The following is a 16,314-nucleotide window of genomic DNA, read 5'->3' as shown; positions in this document are numbered from 1 at the left end:
GTCTCCTCCTTGAGGTCGAGCGTCGTCTCCGAGCTGAACGACCCCTCGGCGAGCACCGGGCCGTCGGTCGGCTTGTCCCGCGACGTCGCGCGGACCTCGACGTGGCCGCCCTCGGAGTTGGTGTTCAGCGTGATCGACGTGACCGGCGCCGGCTCCTCGAGCTCGATGACGTAGCCGAGGCCGCTGCGCAGCCCGGCGAAGTCCGGACCGTTGAACCACTGGGTGTACCAGAACGTCGACGGGTCGCCGTCGTAGGCGAGGTCGACGGCCTCGGGGTGCTGGCCGTCGCCCTCGGGGTCGAGCTGGTCGCCCGACGAGATGACGGGGCGGACCTCGGGGGTCTCCGACGGTTCGCTGGACTCGTCGTCCGTGGGCTCCTCGGCGGCCGCGCCGCCACCCGCGTCCTCGCTGGCGACCGGGCTCTCCGCCACGGACGGCGCCGACGGCGACATCACCTTGGAGACGGCCCACAGGGCGCCGGCGAGCACGAGCACGACGACGAGCCCGAGCACGATCGGCGTCGGGTTCACGCCCCGACGCTTGGGCGCCGGCGAGGACGCGAACCCGCCGGTGTCCGTGCGGGGCTCACCGCCCCCTGGCGGCGGAGGCACGGGGGCGTGCGCGGTCTGCTGCTGGACCGGGGCGCCCTGTGCGGTGGGGTAGGCCTGGCTGCCGTAGGCGGCCGCGGGCGCGGCGCCGTAAGCCGCTGCGGGCTGCTGGGCGGGGGCGGGCTGCTGCTGGACGGGGGCCATCGCAGCCGTGGCCTGTGCGGGCGGTACGGGAGCCTGAGCCGCGGTGGGCGCCGCGACCGGCGGGATCGCCTGCGTGGACTGCGGTGCCGCGACGCCGGCCGCCGCACCGGCGGCACCGCCGACGGCGGCGGAGCGGGCGATACGTCCGCTGGCCGGCCGGCGGACGGGCGGGGCGGGCGGCGGCGTCCCCGGCAGGGCGGCACCCGTCCCGACCGCGCCCATGACGGAGGAGCGCACCGGGGGCTCGGTCGACGGCTGCACGAACTGCGGGAGTGCCGCGACGACGGAGACCTCGCCCCACGGCGCGAGCGCGGCGACGACGTCGCCGGGCGTGGTGGGTGCGTCGGGGGAGTCGGAGCCGAAGGTCCGGCGCACCAGGGAGTCGAGCTCGGCGTCGACGTGCGGCACCAGCGTCGACACCGGGACGACGCCGCGCTCGTCGCGCTGCGCGGGCAGCGGACGCACGGCGTCGGGGGCGATCCAGGGCTCGTCGAGCGAGTCGCCCGGCCACCGGGCGGTGAGCGCGTAGTAGGCGAGGGCGACGAGGTCGCGTGCGTCCGCGGCGGCCGCGCCGGCGCCCGTGATGTGATCCCGCCCGCCGTCGACGCCGGCGAGCGCGGCGTCGATGCCGAGCCCGGTGACGACGACGCGGTGGCCGTCGATCCGCACGGCCTCGGGACGGAGCGCGAGGTGGTGCACGCCGCGCTGCCCGGCGGCCTCGAGCGCCGCGGCGGCCTCGCCGACGACGGCGCGCGCCTGCTGGGCGTCGACCAGTCCGCCGGAGACGACCTCCGTGAGGGACGACCCCCGGTACGGCTCGGAGATGATGTAGCTGCGCTGGCCCGTGCCGAGGTCGGTGCTGCCGACGTCGAGCACGCGGGAGAGCCGCGGGTCGGCGACGAGCGCGGCCCGGCGCGCGGCGTCGAGCGCTGCGGACGCGTACGGGCCGTCGACGAACGTCACCCGGACGGGACGGTCCAGGATCTGGTCGTGCGCTTCCCACGCCTCGGCTGCGGCGAGGTCGGTGGCCGCGAGCTGCACGAGCCGATAGCGATCGACCATGACGGTCCCGGGATGGGCGGTGCTCACCTGTGCTCCTCGGTGGGGGTGCGGGGGGAGAGGGTCCTCCGGTCCATCGGACCATGGTACGGGCGGGCCGGTGCCCGTGAGGTCGCGCCTGGCGGGCGTGCCCGCAGGGCCCTCACGGAACCCGCGCGAGCCGGGCACGCGACCGTCGTCATCGCTTGAGCCGCCGCAGGACGGGGGCCAGCGCGTCGTCGAGCTCGCGCACGTGCAGGACCTTCAGCGCGAGCACGTAGCCGACCACCATCACGACGCCCGCGGCGGCCGTGACCAGCACGGAGTGGCCCCAGGACGTGACGTCGTACCCGTCGAGGAGGCGGACGGTCAACCACCCCAGGAGGGCGGCGATCAGGGCGCCGACCAGGGCGCGGACGTACAGCTGGAGGACGCGCCGGCCGTCCATGCCCCGGAGCTTGCGGCGCATGCCGCGCACGCGCAGCAACAGCGAGATCCACGTCGACAGCGCGTACGCGCCGCCGGCGGCGACGGCCCACCACTGAGGTGGCAGCAGGCGGGTCGCGCCCCACAGGACGACGACCATCGACACGGTCGCGATGACCTGGATGCCGAAGATCGAGCGGCCGTCCTCGAACGCGAAGTACATGCGGCGGACCAGCACCGTCGCGCCGAGGGCGACGATGCCGATCGACATCGCCTGGATGATCGGCGCGACGGCGCCGACCCCTTCCGCGTCGAGCGACGGCAGCAGGGACGCCGTGAGCGGGACGGCGAGGACGATGAGCGCGGCGGCGGAGAACACCGAGAAGACGCCCGCGGACCGCATGCCGAGCGACATGTCGCGGCGCACTCCGGGGAGATCGCCGGCCTGGACAGCCGCCGTCATGCGGGGGAACAGCACCGTGACGATGGAGACGACCACCAGGGAGTGGGGCAGCAGGTAGATCGTCATCGCGTTGGTGTACGCGGCGTTGCCGGCGAACGCCTCGTCGAGGTCCGTGCCGGTCTGCCCGGCGGCGCCGAGGACGTTGGTGAGGAACAGGACGCCCACCTGCTCCAGCGCGACGGCGCCGATGGTCCAGCCGACGACCGTCCCGGCAGCGCGCAGCCCGATGCCCCGCAGGCCGAGCCGGAACCGCCACCGGAAGCCGGTGCGTCGCAGCGCGAACACGAGCACCAGGGCCTGGGCCGCGATACCCAGGGTCGCCGTGCCGGCGAGGACCGCCGTCTGCGCCGTCGACCAGGTCGACAGGTCGGAGATGCCGCGAGACGGGGCGGTGCCCCATACGGCGATGAAAGCCCCGAAGCCGATCAGGGAGACGATGTTGTTCGCGACCGGGGCGACGCCGTAGGCGCCGAAGCGTCCCTGCGCGTTGAGCACCTGGCCCAGCAGCATGTACAGGCCGTAGAAGAAGACCTGGGGGATGCACCAGTACGCGAAGACGACGGCGAGGTGGCGCGCGTCGGCGTCCCAGGCGCCGCTGAGCGTCGAGAGCCAGATGATGAGCGGGGCAGCGACGACCAGCACCGCCGTGAGCAGCAGCAGCCCGAGGCCGGAGAGGGTGAGGAGCTTGTCGAGCCGCTCGCGGGCGTTGCGGGCGTTCATCGCCCGCAGGATCTGCGGGATGAGCACGGCCTGGAGCACACCGGCCGAGATGAGCGCGAACAGCATGTTCGGGAGCTTGTTCGCGATGTCGAACGCGTTGGCGACCGTACCGACGGCGCCGACGCACGCGACCAGCAGCATCGCGCGGATCAGCCCGGAGGCACGGGACGCGACGGTGCCCAGCGTCATCACGACGGATCCGCGGCCCAGGCTGGTACGCCGCACGCCACCGGCGCCGCCTTCGTCGGTGCTCCCGGTGCTCCCGGTGCCGTCGTCCTGACCGGCGCGGGCACCACCGGGGTCGCCGACCGGGTGCCAGCTCGCGCCGGGCGCGCCGGTCGGGTTCGCCGGGTCGGTCGCGTCGCCCTCGCCGGGCAGGTCGGGCCGGCCGTCGTCGGGGAAGGCGGACGTCGAAGTCATGAGGGGTCGGTCTCCGTGGCCTGGGCGGGCGGCGTGCGGGCGGCGGGGATCCCGCCGCCGTCTGGGTCGGGCGGGTCGTCGTCGTGCGGGTCGCGTGGCGGGCTGTCGTCGGGCGCGGCGGCGTCGGGGCCCTGGGGGTCGGCGGCGGCGTCCGCGACGCCCTCGTCGGTGGTCCGCGCCGAGGACCGCCCCCGACGCACCGTACGCCAGATTCCCCCGATGAAGAGGAGGGCGACCAGGGCGGCGACGACGGCGGTGCCCGCGGTCTCCCAGCCGGCACGGACGCGGAGGGAGAAGCTCGTGGGCCCCGCGACGACCGTGCCGCTCGGTGCGAGCACCTCGACCTGCACGGTGACGTCGCCGGAGCCGATGGCGCGCACGGGGACGTGCACGTTGGACGACGTGCCGGCGGGCACGACGACGGTCGGCCGCGACTCGACGACCAGCCGGGACGCGTCGGGCCGGAGCACCACGGTGACCGTGGCGTCCACGGGCAGGTCGTTGGAGACGGTGACGGGCAGCTTGCCGGTGTCGCTGACGAGCGTGACGTTGGACCGGTCGGCGACGCCGATGCCCTGCTGCAGGGCCTCGGACTGCTCCACGGCGAGGTCGACGGCGTTGTCGCGGGCGTCGGGCTCGGCGCGGGCGGCGACGGCGAGGGGGGCGACGAGCGCCTGGTCGGTGTCGCCGCTCAGCTCGACGGGGTCGCTGGCCACCGTGGAGAACGCGGCGAGGCCGCGGTGGGAGTCGAGGAGGCGGCGGACGGAGGAGGACGCCAGCTCGCCCTTGGACCGACCGGCCCGCTCGCCCCGAGCAGGGTCGGCGCGCGGCACGCGGGAGGCGGGGGCGGCGACGGTCTCGGACAGCGGCACGACGTCGGCCCACGACGCGTCGTGGAGGGCGCCGAGCACCGCGCCCACCAGGGCCGGGTCGGGCGACCAGTTCCGCGGGAGGGCGGCGAGCAGGTGCAGGTCCTGCTGCCCGGAGTCCTGCTGCTGGAGCGCGACGAGCGCGGCGTCGGCGAGCACGCGGGCGGACGCCTCGGCGGCCGACGGGGCGTCGTCACCGTCGGTGAGGGTGGCGAACGCCGACGACAGTCCCTCGTCGGCGACCAGCGCGGACACCTTGCCCGACGGCGTCTCGACGGCGGTGCGGGCGGATGCGGCGGCCCCGTCGGCGGGGGCGAGGCCGTCGGCCACCACCACCTGGTCGACGGGTGCCTCGCGTCCGGCGGCGAGGGTGGCGGCATCGGGCCGACCCTCCGGCCAGGCGACGGTGAGGTCCCAGCGCTCGGGCCGCTGCCAGGCCGCCCCGAGCGCGGCCTCCCCGCCGGTCGCGGCCGCGACGTCCGCCCGGGACGGGTCGGCGTGCGCGACCGCCGCGAGGTCGGGGTCGTAGCCGGGCAGGACGGCGACGTCGGCGGGTTCACCGGACGCCGCCGTGCGGGCGGTGCCGGCGGTGCTCGTCAGGCTCGCCGACGTGCCGGCGTCGGTGGCGTCGGTGGCGTCGACGTCACCCGTGACGGGCGCACCCGTGAGCCGGGTCGCCCACGCCTGGGCGTCGTCGTCGTCCGCCCCGGCCGCAGCCGACACGAGGGCCGGGTCGACGGCGAGCGACATGCCGGGCGACGTGCCGGTGACCGACGCGGCGTCGAGCAGGCGGGTCAGCCGTCCGCCGGTCGCGGTCGCCGTGCCGAGCTCCAGGTCGTAGCCGTCCGGGTCCAGCGGGTCGACGGCGGGGCCCGTGACGGGGGCGGCGACGCTCACCGAGACCGGGTCGGGCGCGTCGCCCTCCGGTGCGAACAGGAGGAACGTGTGGACGACGTCGAGCGTGGACCCGCCGCGGGTGAGCGCGACGGACATCTCCCGAGGCCCCCACGGGTTCTCCGCGCTGAGGCCGAGGGTGTCGACGTCGAGCTCCATCGTGACCTGGGCGGTGTCCCCGGGAGCGAGGCGGTCGACAGGCTCGGCCGTCTGGGACCGTCCTGCGGTGCTGGTGCCGTCGTCGTCGGCCCAGGCCGCCAGGTCCTCGCGCGAGGTGACCGGGCGCCACGAGACGCCGAGGTCGAGCTGGGCGCCGTCGAGCGCGGCATCGGTGCCGTTGGTGACCCGGAGGTCGAGCGTCACGGTGGAGCCGGGGGAGGCGAGCGAGGGCGCGGAGCTCACGAGCTCGACCGTCGCCTTCCCGTCGCGGGCGGCGGGCAGGAGGGACGGCGAGGTGACGGCCGACGCCGACGCGCCGGGGAGCGCGACGAGCGCGCCCGTCAGGAGCAGCCCGGCGAGCAGGGCCAGCACGGGCAGGAAGGGGGCGTGGTGGAGGCGGGCCCGCCGGGCGGGCGGGGGCGCGGGTGCGGCGACGGCACCCGGGGGTCGGGAGGTGGTCACGCGGCGGGCCTCACTCGACGGCTCCGAGACCGGGGTGCCCGAGCACCTCGGGCGTGCGGCGCAGCACCTGCTGCGCGACGATGGCGAGCCGCTGCTCGTTGGGGTAGGAGAGCCGCTCCGTCAGCTGCTCGACCGGGACCCAGAGGGCGTCCTCCGCCTCGCCGTCGGGGTCGCCCTCCGCGGTGATGGTGCCGCCCTCCGCGCGCAGGAGGAAGTGGTGCACCACCTTGTGGACGCGGTGGTCCTCTCCGCTGAACCAGTAGTCGATGACGCCCAGGCGGGTGCGGATCGAGCCGAGGATGCCCGTCTCCTCGTGGATCTCGCGGACGGCCGCCTGCTCCGGCGTCTCCTCGCCCTCGAGGTGCCCCTTGGGCAGGCACCACTCGAGGCGCCCGCCGCGGTTGCGCCGCACGATGACGGCGGCCTCGGGGCCGCCGGCGGCGACCTGGACGACGAGCCCTCCCGCCGACGTCTCCTCGTTGACCGGCAGGTGCGTCGTCGTGCCCGACGGGGCGACGCCCACGACGGCGGGCGTCGCGGTGCCGCGCGGCCCCGCGAGGCGCGCGGGGTCGACCTTGAGAGGGTGTCCTCCCGGTGGCACGGGGACCGGCGCGGCCGGGCGCCGGCGCCGCGGGCCGGGAACCGGGGCCGGGGATGACATGCGCCCACCCTACCGAGTGGAGACGCCCCGCCGGCCCAGCCGCCGGGGCGCCGACGCGCGGGATCTGGGAGGATGGGACGCCGTGTCGACCCCTGAACCCCAGGCCCCTGCCGCGCTGCTGCGCCGCGCCCTCGCCGTGCTGACCGAGATGGCCCCCGCGGCCGTCGAGCTGGGCGAGGTGTTCCGCGCCGCCGGGCACGAGCTCGCGCTGGTCGGCGGGCCCGTCCGCGACGCCTTCCTCGGCCGCACCAGCAACGACCTGGACTTCGCGACGTCGGCCTCGCCCGACGAGACGCAGGCCCTGCTGGCCCGCTGGGGCGACGCCCACTGGGACATCGGGAAGGAGTTCGGCACGATCGGGGCGCGGCGGTTCGCGCGCACCGGAGGCGGGTCGGGCGACGGGACCGCGTCGGGCGACGTCGTCGTCGAGGTCACCACCTACCGCAGCGACGAGTACGACCCCGCCTCGCGCAAGCCCGTCGTGGCCTTCGGGGACACGCTGGACGGCGACCTGTCGCGGCGCGACTTCACGGTGAACGCGATGGCGGTGCGGCTGCCGGACCTCACGTTCGTCGACCCGTTCGACGGGCTGTCCGACCTGGCCCGCGGCGTGCTGCGCACCCCCATCGCGCCGGAGCGGTCGTTCGACGACGACCCGTTGCGCATGATGCGCGCGGCGCGGTTCGCCGGCCAGCTCGGGTTCGACGTCGAGCCCGCGACCCGGCAGGCGATCGTCGACATGGCGGGCCGGATCGACATCGTCTCCGCCGAGCGGGTGCAGGCGGAGATCTCCAAGCTGCTGCTGAGCGACCGGCCCCGCGCCGGGCTCGAGGTGCTGGTCGACACCGGCCTGGCCGACCACGTGCTGCCCGAGCTGCCCGCGCTGCGGCTGGAGATCGACGAGCACCACCGCCACAAGGACGTCTACCAGCACTCGCTCACGGTGCTGGAGCAGGCCATCGCGCAGGAGACCGGGCCGGACGGTCCCGTGCCCGCGCCCGACCTCGTGCTGCGGCTCGCGTCCCTGCTGCACGACGTCGGCAAGCCGGCCACGCGCCGGTTCGAGCCCGGCGGCGGCGTGAGCTTCCACCACCACGAGGTGGTCGGCGCCAAGCTGGTGGCCAAGCGGCTGCGGGCCCTGAAGTACGAGAAGCAGGTGGTCAAGGACGTCGCCCGCCTGGTGGAGCTGCACCTGCGCTTCCACGGCTACGGCGAGGGGCAGTGGACGGACTCGGCGGTGCGCCGCTACGTCACCGACGCCGGCCCGCTGCTCGAGCGGCTGCACCGGCTCACGCGTGCCGACTCCACCACGAGGAACAAGCGCAAGGCCCAGCGCCTCGCCGACTCGTACACCGACCTCGAGCACCGCATCGCCGCCCTGCGCGAACAGGAGGAGATCGACGCGATCCGGCCGGACCTGGACGGCTCGCAGATCATGTCGATCCTCGGCATCGCGCCCGGGCCCGCCGTCGGGCAGGCGTACAAGCACCTCCTCGCGCTGCGGATGGAGCACGGTCCGCTCGGCGAGGAGCGCGCGGAGCAGGAGCTGCGCACCTGGTGGGCAGGCCGCGAGGCCTGACCGACCCTCCCTCGAGGGACGGCCACGGGTCTATCCTCACGCTTGCGCGCGGGCCCGACGACGAGCCCCGGAGCGCGACGAGCGGAGGCTGGGCATGAGCGGTTCCGGTTCGACGTCGGGTGGTGCGTCCGGCGGGGAGGCCACCGGCGGGGGCGCCGACGCGGGGGCGCGCGACCGGCGGGCGCGGCTCGTGGTGACGGCGTTCTACCTGGTGCAGGGCACGTGCTTCGCCGGCCTGCTCGCGCAGGTGCCGACGCTGCAGCACGACCTGGGCATCTCGGACGGCACGCTGACGCTGATCCTGCTCCTGGTGCCGGTCGTGGCCGGCGTCGGCAGCGTGCTCGCCGGTGCGCTCGCCCCGCGGGTCGGCAGCGCCCGCCTGCTGCACGTGTGCGGGCCGCTCGTGGCGCTCGCCGTCCTGGGTGCCGGCCTGGCGCCGACCGTCACGATCCTCTACCCCGTGGTCGCGGCGGTGGGGCTGCTGCTCGGCCTGGTCGACGCGAGCATGAACATGCAGGGCGTGGAGGTGGAGCAGCGGTACGGCCGCAGCCTGCTCAACTCCTTCCACGGCGCGTGGAGCGTGGGCGGCATCCTCGGGTCCCTGGCAGCCGTCCTGGCGCACTCGCTGGGCTGGTCGCTCGCCGCCGGGCTGGGGCTCGTCGCCGCCGTGGGCGTCGCCATCGACCTCGTGGCGACGGCCGCGGCGTCCGGCGGCGCACCGCGTCCGGACGCGCATGAGGCCGTGCTCGGCCTGGTGACGGCGGAACGCCCGCCGCGCCCGGTGAACGGCGTGCCCGAGCCGACCGGGCCGGTGGGCCGGGAGCGGGCCGACGTGGGCGCGTCGCGCGCCGCCCGCCCGCCGTGGGGCCCGCTGATCCTGGTGGGCCTCGCGGTGACGATCGTGTACGTCGCGGACTCGGCGACGTCGAACTGGTCCACCAAGTACATCCAGGACGCGCTGGGCGCGGCGGCGAACGTCGCGCCGCTGGGGCTGGCTGCCTACCTGGGGTGCCAGCTCCTGGGGCGGCTCGCGGCGGACCGGCAGGTCAACCGGTTCGGGCCGGTGGCGCCCGTCGCCGTCGGCGGGATCGTGGGGGCGGCGGGACTCGCCGCCGTGACGCTCGCCCCCGGGCCGTGGGTCGCCGTCGTCGGCTTCGGTCTCACCGGGCTCGGCCTGAGCGTCGTGGTGCCGCTGGCGTTCTCGGTGGCGGGCCGGCTCGACCCCGAGGGGACGGGCGTCGCGGTCGCGCGCGTGAACCTCTTCAACTACGTGGGGTTCGTCGTGGGGGCGGGCCTGATCGGCGGCGTCGCCGAGGTGCTGAGCCTGCGGCTCGCCTTCGCGGTCCCCGCGCTGCTGGCGCTCGGCGTGATCGCGCTGGCGCCCGCCTTCAAGGTCGCGGCCCGCGACGGCGTCGCCTCTCCGGCCGTCGCGCCCTGACGTCGGGGACGACGACGGGCGGCCACCGTCGTGCGACGGTGACCGCCCGCGGCGGCGCCTCCGGCCCGTGACGGGGCCGACCGGTCAGTGCGCCGCCGGCATGCCCTCGCCCTCGGGGGAGGCGGGCACGCGCCGCAGCAGGAGCGACAGCCCCACCGCGACGAGCATGATCGCCGCGCCCCAGACGAACGCGTCGCCGACACCCTCGGCCAGCGCGACCTGCGCCGTCGCGCCGTCCTCCATGAGGGCGACGGACCGCGTGGTCATCACCGCGACGAACATCGCCGTGCCGGCCGCGCCGGCGAGCTGCTGCACCGTGCCGATCGCGGCCGACCCGTGGGAGTACAGGGGCGGGGTGAGCGACGACAGCGCCGAGGTGAACAGCGGCGTGAACATGAACGCGAGGCCGAGGCTGAGCGTCACGTGCAGCGCCAGGATGTACCAGGGCGACGAGTCCGCGTGCACCTGCGTGAACAGGGCCAGCGCGATCGTCACGACGACCAGGCCCGGCGTGACCAGCGGGCGCGGGCCCACCCGGTCGTACAGGCGGCCGACCGTCGGGCCGAGCAGGCCCATGAGCAGGCCGCCCGGGAGCACGATGAGGCCGGTGGCCAGCGGCTCGAGGCCCATCGCGTCCTGGAGGAACAGCGGCAGCAGGATCAGCGAGCCGAACATCGCGAGCATGCCGACCGCCATGATGGCGAGGCCGACCGAGAACCCGCGGAACCGGAACACGCTCAGGTCGAGCAGCGCGCGGTCGTCGCGGGCCAGGAGGAGCTGGCGCCACGCGAAGAGGCCGAGCACCGCGACGCCGACGACGATCGGGATCCACGGCGCGACGGGCGGGGCGTGCCGTGCGGCCTCGCCGATGCTGGACAGGCCGTACACGAGCCCGCCGAACGCCACGGCCGCGAGGAACAGCGACAGCGGGTCGAGGCGCGAGTGTGTACGGTCGGCGACGTCCCGGACGTACAAGAAGCCCATGACCAGCGCGAGCAGGGCGATCGGGAGCACGATGCCGAAGACCCAGCGCCAGCTCAGCGCGTCGAGGATGATGCCCGAGATGGCCGGGCCGAGCGCCGGCGCGGCGGCCATGACGATGGAGATGTTGCCCATCACCTTGCCGCGGATCGCCGGCGGCACGACGGTCATGATCGTGGTCATGAGCAGCGGCATCATGATGGCGGTGCCCGACGCCTGGACGATGCGTCCGCCCAGCAGCCACCCGAAGCCGGGGGAGAGCGCCGCGAGGAGCGTGCCCGCGCTGAACAGCGACATCGCGAGCAGGTAGGCACCGCGCGTGCCGAGGCGCTGCAGCAGGAACCCGGTGGCCGGGATGATGACCGACATCGTGAGCATGAACGCGGTGGTCAGCCACTGGCCGGTGCTCGCCGTGATGCCGAGGTCGGTCATGAGGGGGGCCAGGGCCACGCTCATCGTCGTCTCGTTGAGGATCACGACGAACGCGGAGCCCAGCAGCAGCGCGATGACGGTGAACTGCTGGCGCGTGAGGCGCTGGGGAACGGCCTCGTCGATGACGACGCCGCGGGCGGGCAGCGTCGTGTCGGCCGTGCCGGGAGATGCGGTGGCGGGAGTCGTCAGGGTGGCCTCCGGGGTCTGCGCGTCGGATGTGACGGTGGTGTCTGTCGGTCGGGGGGCTGGCACTCTGTGCTCCGCTCGCGTCGTGCCGGGGAACCCGGCGGAGGGCAGGGGAGGGCCGACGCCGGTGGGCGCGGCACGTCGTCGTGGTCGGTCGTGGCCCCGGGAGGTCACCCCGGTGCGATCATCGTGCGGTCACCGGACGGGCGAGACCGTACTGTGTACGACCACGAACCATCCTGCGATATTCCCGCTTCCCGTGACGACCTGATTTTCGGTCGGAACTCGTCGGTCGTCGCGAGAGCGGGTCAGGACGAGCGCGGGACGGGACCCAAGCCTGGGGCTCGGGCCGGGGCCGGAACAACGCCAGGTCCGGGAACGGTCGTGAACCGTCGGTTCACGATCCGCGCGGGCGTCAGGCGCGGGCGGCGTCCCCGGCGCCCCCGGCCCGGCGGACGCGGGCCGGCACGTCGACGGGCGTGCGGGCACCCCGCGTCGCCATGAGCAGCGCGGCGAGCACGTAGGCGACGGCGAGGCCGACGAAGACGCCGCGGGACCAGCCGGTGTCCGGGAGGGTGAAGGCGGCGAGGGCGGCGGCGCCGACGAACGCGGCGTTGTAGAGCACGTCGTAGAAGGCGAAGGCGCGGCCGCGGAACTCGTCCTCGGCGTCGCGCTGCACGATCGTGTCCACGGCGATCTTGGTGCCCTGCGCGGCCAGGCCGAGGAGCGCGGCCCCGGTGTAGACGACGGCGCGCTCCGGCGTCGTGACGAGGAGCAGCTGGCTCGCGGCCGCGAGCAGCAGCATGACGGCGATCCAGCCCTGCGGGCCGGTGCGACGCGAGAGCGTCGGCGTCAGCACCATGGCGATCGCGCCGCCGGCGCCCGTGAGACCGATGACGACGGCGAAGGTCGCCATCCCGGCGCTCTGGCTGCCGGGGTCGAGCAGGTTGCGCGAGATGAGGATCGACGAGATGAACACCACGCCGTAGAGGAAGCGGTGCACGGCCATCGCGAGCAGCGCCTGACCCGGGGTGCGCCGCGCGACGAGGTAGCGGGCACCGTCGGCCAGCCCGCGGGCGACCTTGGCGATCTCCCCGCGCAGGTCGGCCTCGGCCGGCTGCTCGGGGCCGAGCTGGGTGCGCCGCAGGCGCGTGGCGAGCAGCGACGCGACGCCGAAGACGAGCGCGGCGCACACGAGCGCGGACGAGTCCTTGACCCGGCCGGGCTCGAACGCCAGGCCGAGGACGAAGCCGATGCCGCCGCCCACGAACGCGGCGCCCGCGCCGAGCGTGGGGGACAGCGAGTTGGCGGTGAGCAGCAGCGGCCCGTCGACGACGCGCGGCAGGCCGGCGGACAGCCCGGCGAGGAGGAAGCGGTTGACGGACAGGGCCGCGAGGCCGATCGCGTAGATGGCCCAGCCGACGCCGCCGGCGAGCATGACGCCCGCCATCGCGAGCGTGAGCACCAGGCGCACGGCGTTGCCCCACACCAGCACCTGGCGGCGCTGCCACCGGTCGAGCAGCACGCCCGCGAAGGGGCCGACGATCGTGAACGGCGCGAGCATGACGGCGAACGCGCCGGCGATGGCCGCCGCCGTGCCCTGCGACTCGGGCGAGAAGAACAGCAGGGACGCCAGGCCCACCTGGAACATGCCGTCGCCGGCCTGCGAGACCAGCCGGACGGTGAAGAGCTTGCGGAAGCCCTCCAGCCGCAGCAGCGCGCGCAGCTCGTGCCAGGTCTCGCTCATCGCTCCCACGCCCACAGCCTAGGCGGTCGGCGTCCCGCGACCCCTGGGGCGGTCCCCCCGGTGGCCCGCGCGGTCAGGTCGTGAGTTCTGCAACCGGGCGACGGAAGAAGTTCGCCGTGGCACCTCTTGTCGAGGCCTACTTATAAAGGTACCTTTCATAACTCCACGGCGATGTGCTCCAGGTCACGTCGCGTCCGGACAGGAGGGCGTATGCCTCGCACGACCCCCACCTTCAGCCGTCGGGAGGTGCTCCGCGCGGGCGGCCTCGGTGCCGCCACGCTGGCGCTCGGCATCAGCGCCCCGGAGACGGCCGGGGCGGCGTCGCCGTCGGACGGCTCGTTCGGGCTGGGGGTCGCGAGCGGCTCGCCGCGCCCGGACTCGATGGTGCTGTGGACGCGGCTCACCCGCGACCCCCTGGCCCCCGACGGGCACGGAGGCATGCCGCTGCGGAGCTACGGCGTGCACTGGGAGGTCGCCACCGACCCCGAGCTCGAGCACGTCGTGCGGCGCGGGCACGCGCTCGCGCAGCCGGAGCTGGCGCACTCGGTGCACCCCAAGGTGACCGGCCTGCGGCCGGCGACCGAGTACTTCTACCGGTTCCGCTCCGGCGCCACCTCGAGCACCGTGGGGCGCTTCCGCACGCTGCCGGCGGCTCCCGCCGTCCCGGACACGTTCACGGTGGGCGTCGTCTCGTGCCAGGCCTGGTACCACGGCCACTTCACCGCGCACCGGCACCTCGCGGCGGAGCGCGAGCTCGACCTGGTGGTCTTCGGCGGCGACTACGTCTACGAGTACGGGATCACGGCGGCGAACCTGTGGCGTCAGGGGGTGACGGTCGCGCCGGAGCACGCCGCCGAGGTGCAGACCCTGGAGCAGTACCGGCTGCGGTACGCCCTCACCAAGAGCGACCCGCACCTGCAGGCGCTGCACGCGCGCGTCCCCGCCGTGGCGATCTGGGACGACCACGAGGTGCAGAACAACTACGTGGGCGGTCGCTCCGCCTACGGCCTGCCCGACGAGATCTTCGCGCACCGCGTGGCCGTGGCCTACCGGGCGTTCTACGAGCACCTGCCGGTGGACCTCGAGGCGCTGCCCGACGGGCCCGGCTCGGACATCACCACCGGCTTCGACGTGGGACACCTGGCGAGGTTCTCCCTGCTCGACACCCGACAGCACCGCGACCCCGTCCCGGGGACCGCCGAGGAGCAGGCCGAGCCCGCCCGCACGATGCTCGGCCGCGCACAGGAACGGTGGGTGGAGGAGCGACTGGTCGACAGCCCGGCGGTCTGGAACGTGGTGGCGAGCGGCGTGGTCCTCATGCCGGTCACGGAGGACCGGACGGACCAGTGGGACGGCTACCCCGCGGCGCGGGCGCGGCTGCTCGACGCGATGGCCCGCAGCAGCGGCGTGGTCGTCCTTTCGGGCGACATCCACCACGCGGTCGCCGGCGAGCTGCGCGCCGACGTCGCGGACCCGGGGGCGGGGAACGTGGGCGTGGAGCTGGTCTGCACGTCCGTGGCCTCCGACGGCGACGGCGCCCCGACGGACGCCTACGCCCCGGACTGGCTCCAGCACGACTACGTGCGGCTCTACGACGGCCGGCGCGGCTACCTGACGGTCACCCTGACCCCGCAGGAGATGACGTCGACCTTCGTCTGCGTGCCCTGGGTGGAGGCCGACGACACCGCCCCGCGCGAGGTCCTCGCCCGATTCGTCACCCCCGCGGGCACGTCCCGCCTCGTCGAGGCCTGAAGGAGGCATCGTGCCCGTCCCGTCGTCCCGGCCGCCCAGGCAGGTCACCGGCCTGCGCGCCGAGCCCGCGATCGCACGCACCGAGCTGAGCTGGCGCTCGCTCGGCTTCGAGCCGCTCATCGACCACTACCGGGTGCACGCGGTCCGGGGAGCCCACGGCCCCTTCGAGCCGGACGGGGCGAACCTCGTCGGCAAGACGGTCTACCCGCAGCTCACGCACCACGTCGACCCGCGCGGCGAGACCTGGACCTACCGCGTCGTCGCGGTGTCCGACGCCGGGCGGTCCGCCCGCCCGAGCGGCGTGCTCGTGGCCAGCTCGGTGGCGTCCGTCGTCGGGACCGGCCTGCCGGTCGCGACGATCGGCGACTTCGACGCGCGGACGCTGGAGCACCGGTTCGCGCCGGCGGGGTACGCGCAGATCCCGGCGGCCTATCCGGGCGCCGTGATCGAGCTCGAGCAGGGCGTCGACAGCCCCGCGGACTCCTGGCCGTACCTGCTGCCGGGACCCGGCGACGCCTGGGCCGGCCGCAAGGCGTACACCGCGCGCTGGCGCCTCCCGCTGCCCGCCGCCCCCGCGGCCGACCACGACCTCGCGCTGTGGCTCGTCGACACGACCCGCCTGGGCGGCACGCTCCGCGTGGCCGTCAACGGCGCCGCGCTGGCCGACGTCGCCCTGCCCCCGGGCGGGACGCGCGGCTCGCGCGAGGGGGACGCGACCGTGCCGGGGACGGCGCTGGTCCGCTCGTACCACGAGCTCCCGGTGCCGGCCGGCCGGCTGCGCGAGGGCGAGAACACGATCGAGCTCGTCCTCGCCGACGGCGGCTGGGTGGCGTGGGACGCCGTCGGCCTGTTCGCCCGGCGCTGACCGGCTCGAGGACACGGGGAGGGAACGGGGAGACATGGTCCGCAGCGGTGGAGACCGGCACGTCACGGACGTGCGCCGACGCAACACGCTCAGCTGCATCGAGGTGCTGCGCGGCAGCAAGGCGACGACGCTGACGGCGCTCGCGAAGGACACCGGGCTGTCGCGACCCACCGTCGAGTCGATCGTCGCCGAGCTCGTCGAGCGTGGCCTGGCCCGCGAGGTCTCCGGGGTGGAGGAGGGCATCGGCCTGCGGGCCATGGCGCAGAAGGACCCGCTGGTCGAGTACCAGCGTGAGGGCTTCGACATGTTCACCGCCATGATGGAGGGCATCAAGGAGGAGTCCGTCGGCTACCTGTTCAACCTGGAGGTCCAGGTCGAGCAGCAGGTCGAGGCCGGAGTCCGCGCACGTCTCCGCGAGCAGCGGGCTGCCGCCGGCCAGCCAGAGCCCGGCGAGGGAGCGGCCGGCTTCC

General features: G+C 75.1%; 11 protein-coding genes. 5 read left to right on the top strand and 6 right to left on the bottom strand.

Features of this window, described 5'->3' with window-relative positions:
• The 4 genes from ACFWEK_RS08680 to ACFWEK_RS08665 all read right to left on the bottom strand — a co-directional run.
• On the bottom strand, positions 1-1,841 hold a 1,841-nt coding region (locus ACFWEK_RS08680), incomplete at its 3' end, for a hypothetical protein (protein WP_430553786.1).
• A gap of 148 nt (positions 1,842-1,989) precedes the next feature.
• Entirely contained in the window at positions 1,990-3,819 is a 1,830-nt protein-coding gene (gene murJ, locus ACFWEK_RS08675) for a murein biosynthesis integral membrane protein MurJ (RefSeq protein WP_430553785.1), read from the bottom strand.
• Positions 3,816-6,203 (bottom strand): DUF6049 family protein, encoded by a 2,388-nt coding sequence (locus ACFWEK_RS08670; protein ID WP_430553784.1) that lies wholly within the window; start codon positions 6,201-6,203, stop codon positions 3,816-3,818. Before ACFWEK_RS08670 ends, murJ begins: the two co-directional genes overlap by 4 nt.
• A 10-nt stretch (positions 6,204-6,213) precedes the next feature.
• On the bottom strand, positions 6,214-6,864 hold the full coding sequence (locus ACFWEK_RS08665; protein WP_430553783.1) for an NUDIX hydrolase: 651 nt from the start codon (positions 6,862-6,864) through the stop codon (positions 6,214-6,216).
• Positions 6,865-6,946: 82 nt separating this feature from the next.
• Here ACFWEK_RS08665 and ACFWEK_RS08660 point away from each other — a divergent pair, with 82 nt between their 5' ends.
• Together ACFWEK_RS08660 and ACFWEK_RS08655 are read left to right on the top strand one after the other, a co-directional pair.
• Positions 6,947-8,443 carry a CCA tRNA nucleotidyltransferase gene (locus ACFWEK_RS08660; protein ID WP_430544833.1) on the top strand — a complete coding sequence of 499 codons (1,497 nt, stop codon included), beginning with the start codon at positions 6,947-6,949 and terminating at the stop codon, positions 8,441-8,443.
• 94 nt (positions 8,444-8,537) lie between these two features.
• Entirely contained in the window at positions 8,538-9,881 is a 1,344-nt protein-coding gene (locus ACFWEK_RS08655) for an MFS transporter (RefSeq protein WP_430553782.1), read from the top strand.
• An 84-nt stretch (positions 9,882-9,965) separates the two neighbouring features.
• On the opposite strand, the gene ACFWEK_RS08650 is transcribed toward ACFWEK_RS08655, so the two are convergent.
• Both ACFWEK_RS08650 and ACFWEK_RS08645 read right to left on the bottom strand, forming a co-directional pair.
• Positions 9,966-11,438 carry an MDR family MFS transporter gene (locus ACFWEK_RS08650; RefSeq protein ID WP_430545086.1) on the bottom strand — a complete coding sequence of 491 codons (1,473 nt, stop codon included), beginning with the start codon at positions 11,436-11,438 and terminating at the stop codon, positions 9,966-9,968.
• A 457-nt stretch (positions 11,439-11,895) separates the two neighbouring features.
• The gene (locus ACFWEK_RS08645; RefSeq protein ID WP_430553787.1) at positions 11,896-13,227 is read right to left on the bottom strand and encodes an MFS transporter; all 1,332 of its coding nucleotides are present in this window, start codon (positions 13,225-13,227) and stop codon (positions 11,896-11,898) included.
• A gap of 210 nt (positions 13,228-13,437) precedes the next feature.
• On the opposite strand from ACFWEK_RS08645, the gene ACFWEK_RS08640 reads away from it, so the two are divergent.
• The 3 genes from ACFWEK_RS08640 to ACFWEK_RS08630 all read left to right on the top strand — a co-directional run.
• Positions 13,438-14,979, top strand: coding sequence for an alkaline phosphatase D family protein (locus tag ACFWEK_RS08640; protein WP_430544831.1), 1,542 nt, complete (start codon positions 13,438-13,440; stop codon positions 14,977-14,979).
• A 10-nt stretch (positions 14,980-14,989) separates the two neighbouring features.
• A complete protein-coding gene (locus ACFWEK_RS08635) occupies positions 14,990-15,844 on the top strand; it encodes a hypothetical protein (RefSeq protein WP_430553781.1) in 855 nt (284 codons plus the stop codon).
• A 34-nt stretch (positions 15,845-15,878) separates the two neighbouring features.
• Positions 15,879-16,314, top strand: a 436-nt coding sequence (locus ACFWEK_RS08630; protein ID WP_430553780.1) for a helix-turn-helix domain-containing protein, incomplete at its 3' end; no start/stop codon positions are given.

The organism is Isoptericola sp. NPDC060257 (assembly GCF_042726645.1).
Lineage (GTDB): Bacteria > Actinomycetota > Actinomycetes > Actinomycetales > Cellulomonadaceae > Isoptericola > Isoptericola nanjingensis.
This window is presented reverse-complemented; position numbering and strand designations above follow the sequence as displayed.

Coding starts and splice junctions, on each gene's coding strand:
- murJ (WP_430553785.1), bottom strand. CDS start 3,819: ATGACTTCGACGTCCGCCTTCCCCGACGACGGCCGGCCCGACCTGCCC.
- ACFWEK_RS08665 (WP_430553783.1), bottom strand. CDS start 6,864: ATGTCATCCCCGGCCCCGGTTCCCGGCCCGCGGCGCCGGCGCCCGGCC.
- ACFWEK_RS08655 (WP_430553782.1), top strand. CDS start 8,538: ATGAGCGGTTCCGGTTCGACGTCGGGTGGTGCGTCCGGCGGGGAGGCC.
- ACFWEK_RS08645 (WP_430553787.1), bottom strand. CDS start 13,227: ATGAGCGAGACCTGGCACGAGCTGCGCGCGCTGCTGCGGCTGGAGGGC.
- ACFWEK_RS08640 (WP_430544831.1), top strand. CDS start 13,438: ATGCCTCGCACGACCCCCACCTTCAGCCGTCGGGAGGTGCTCCGCGCG.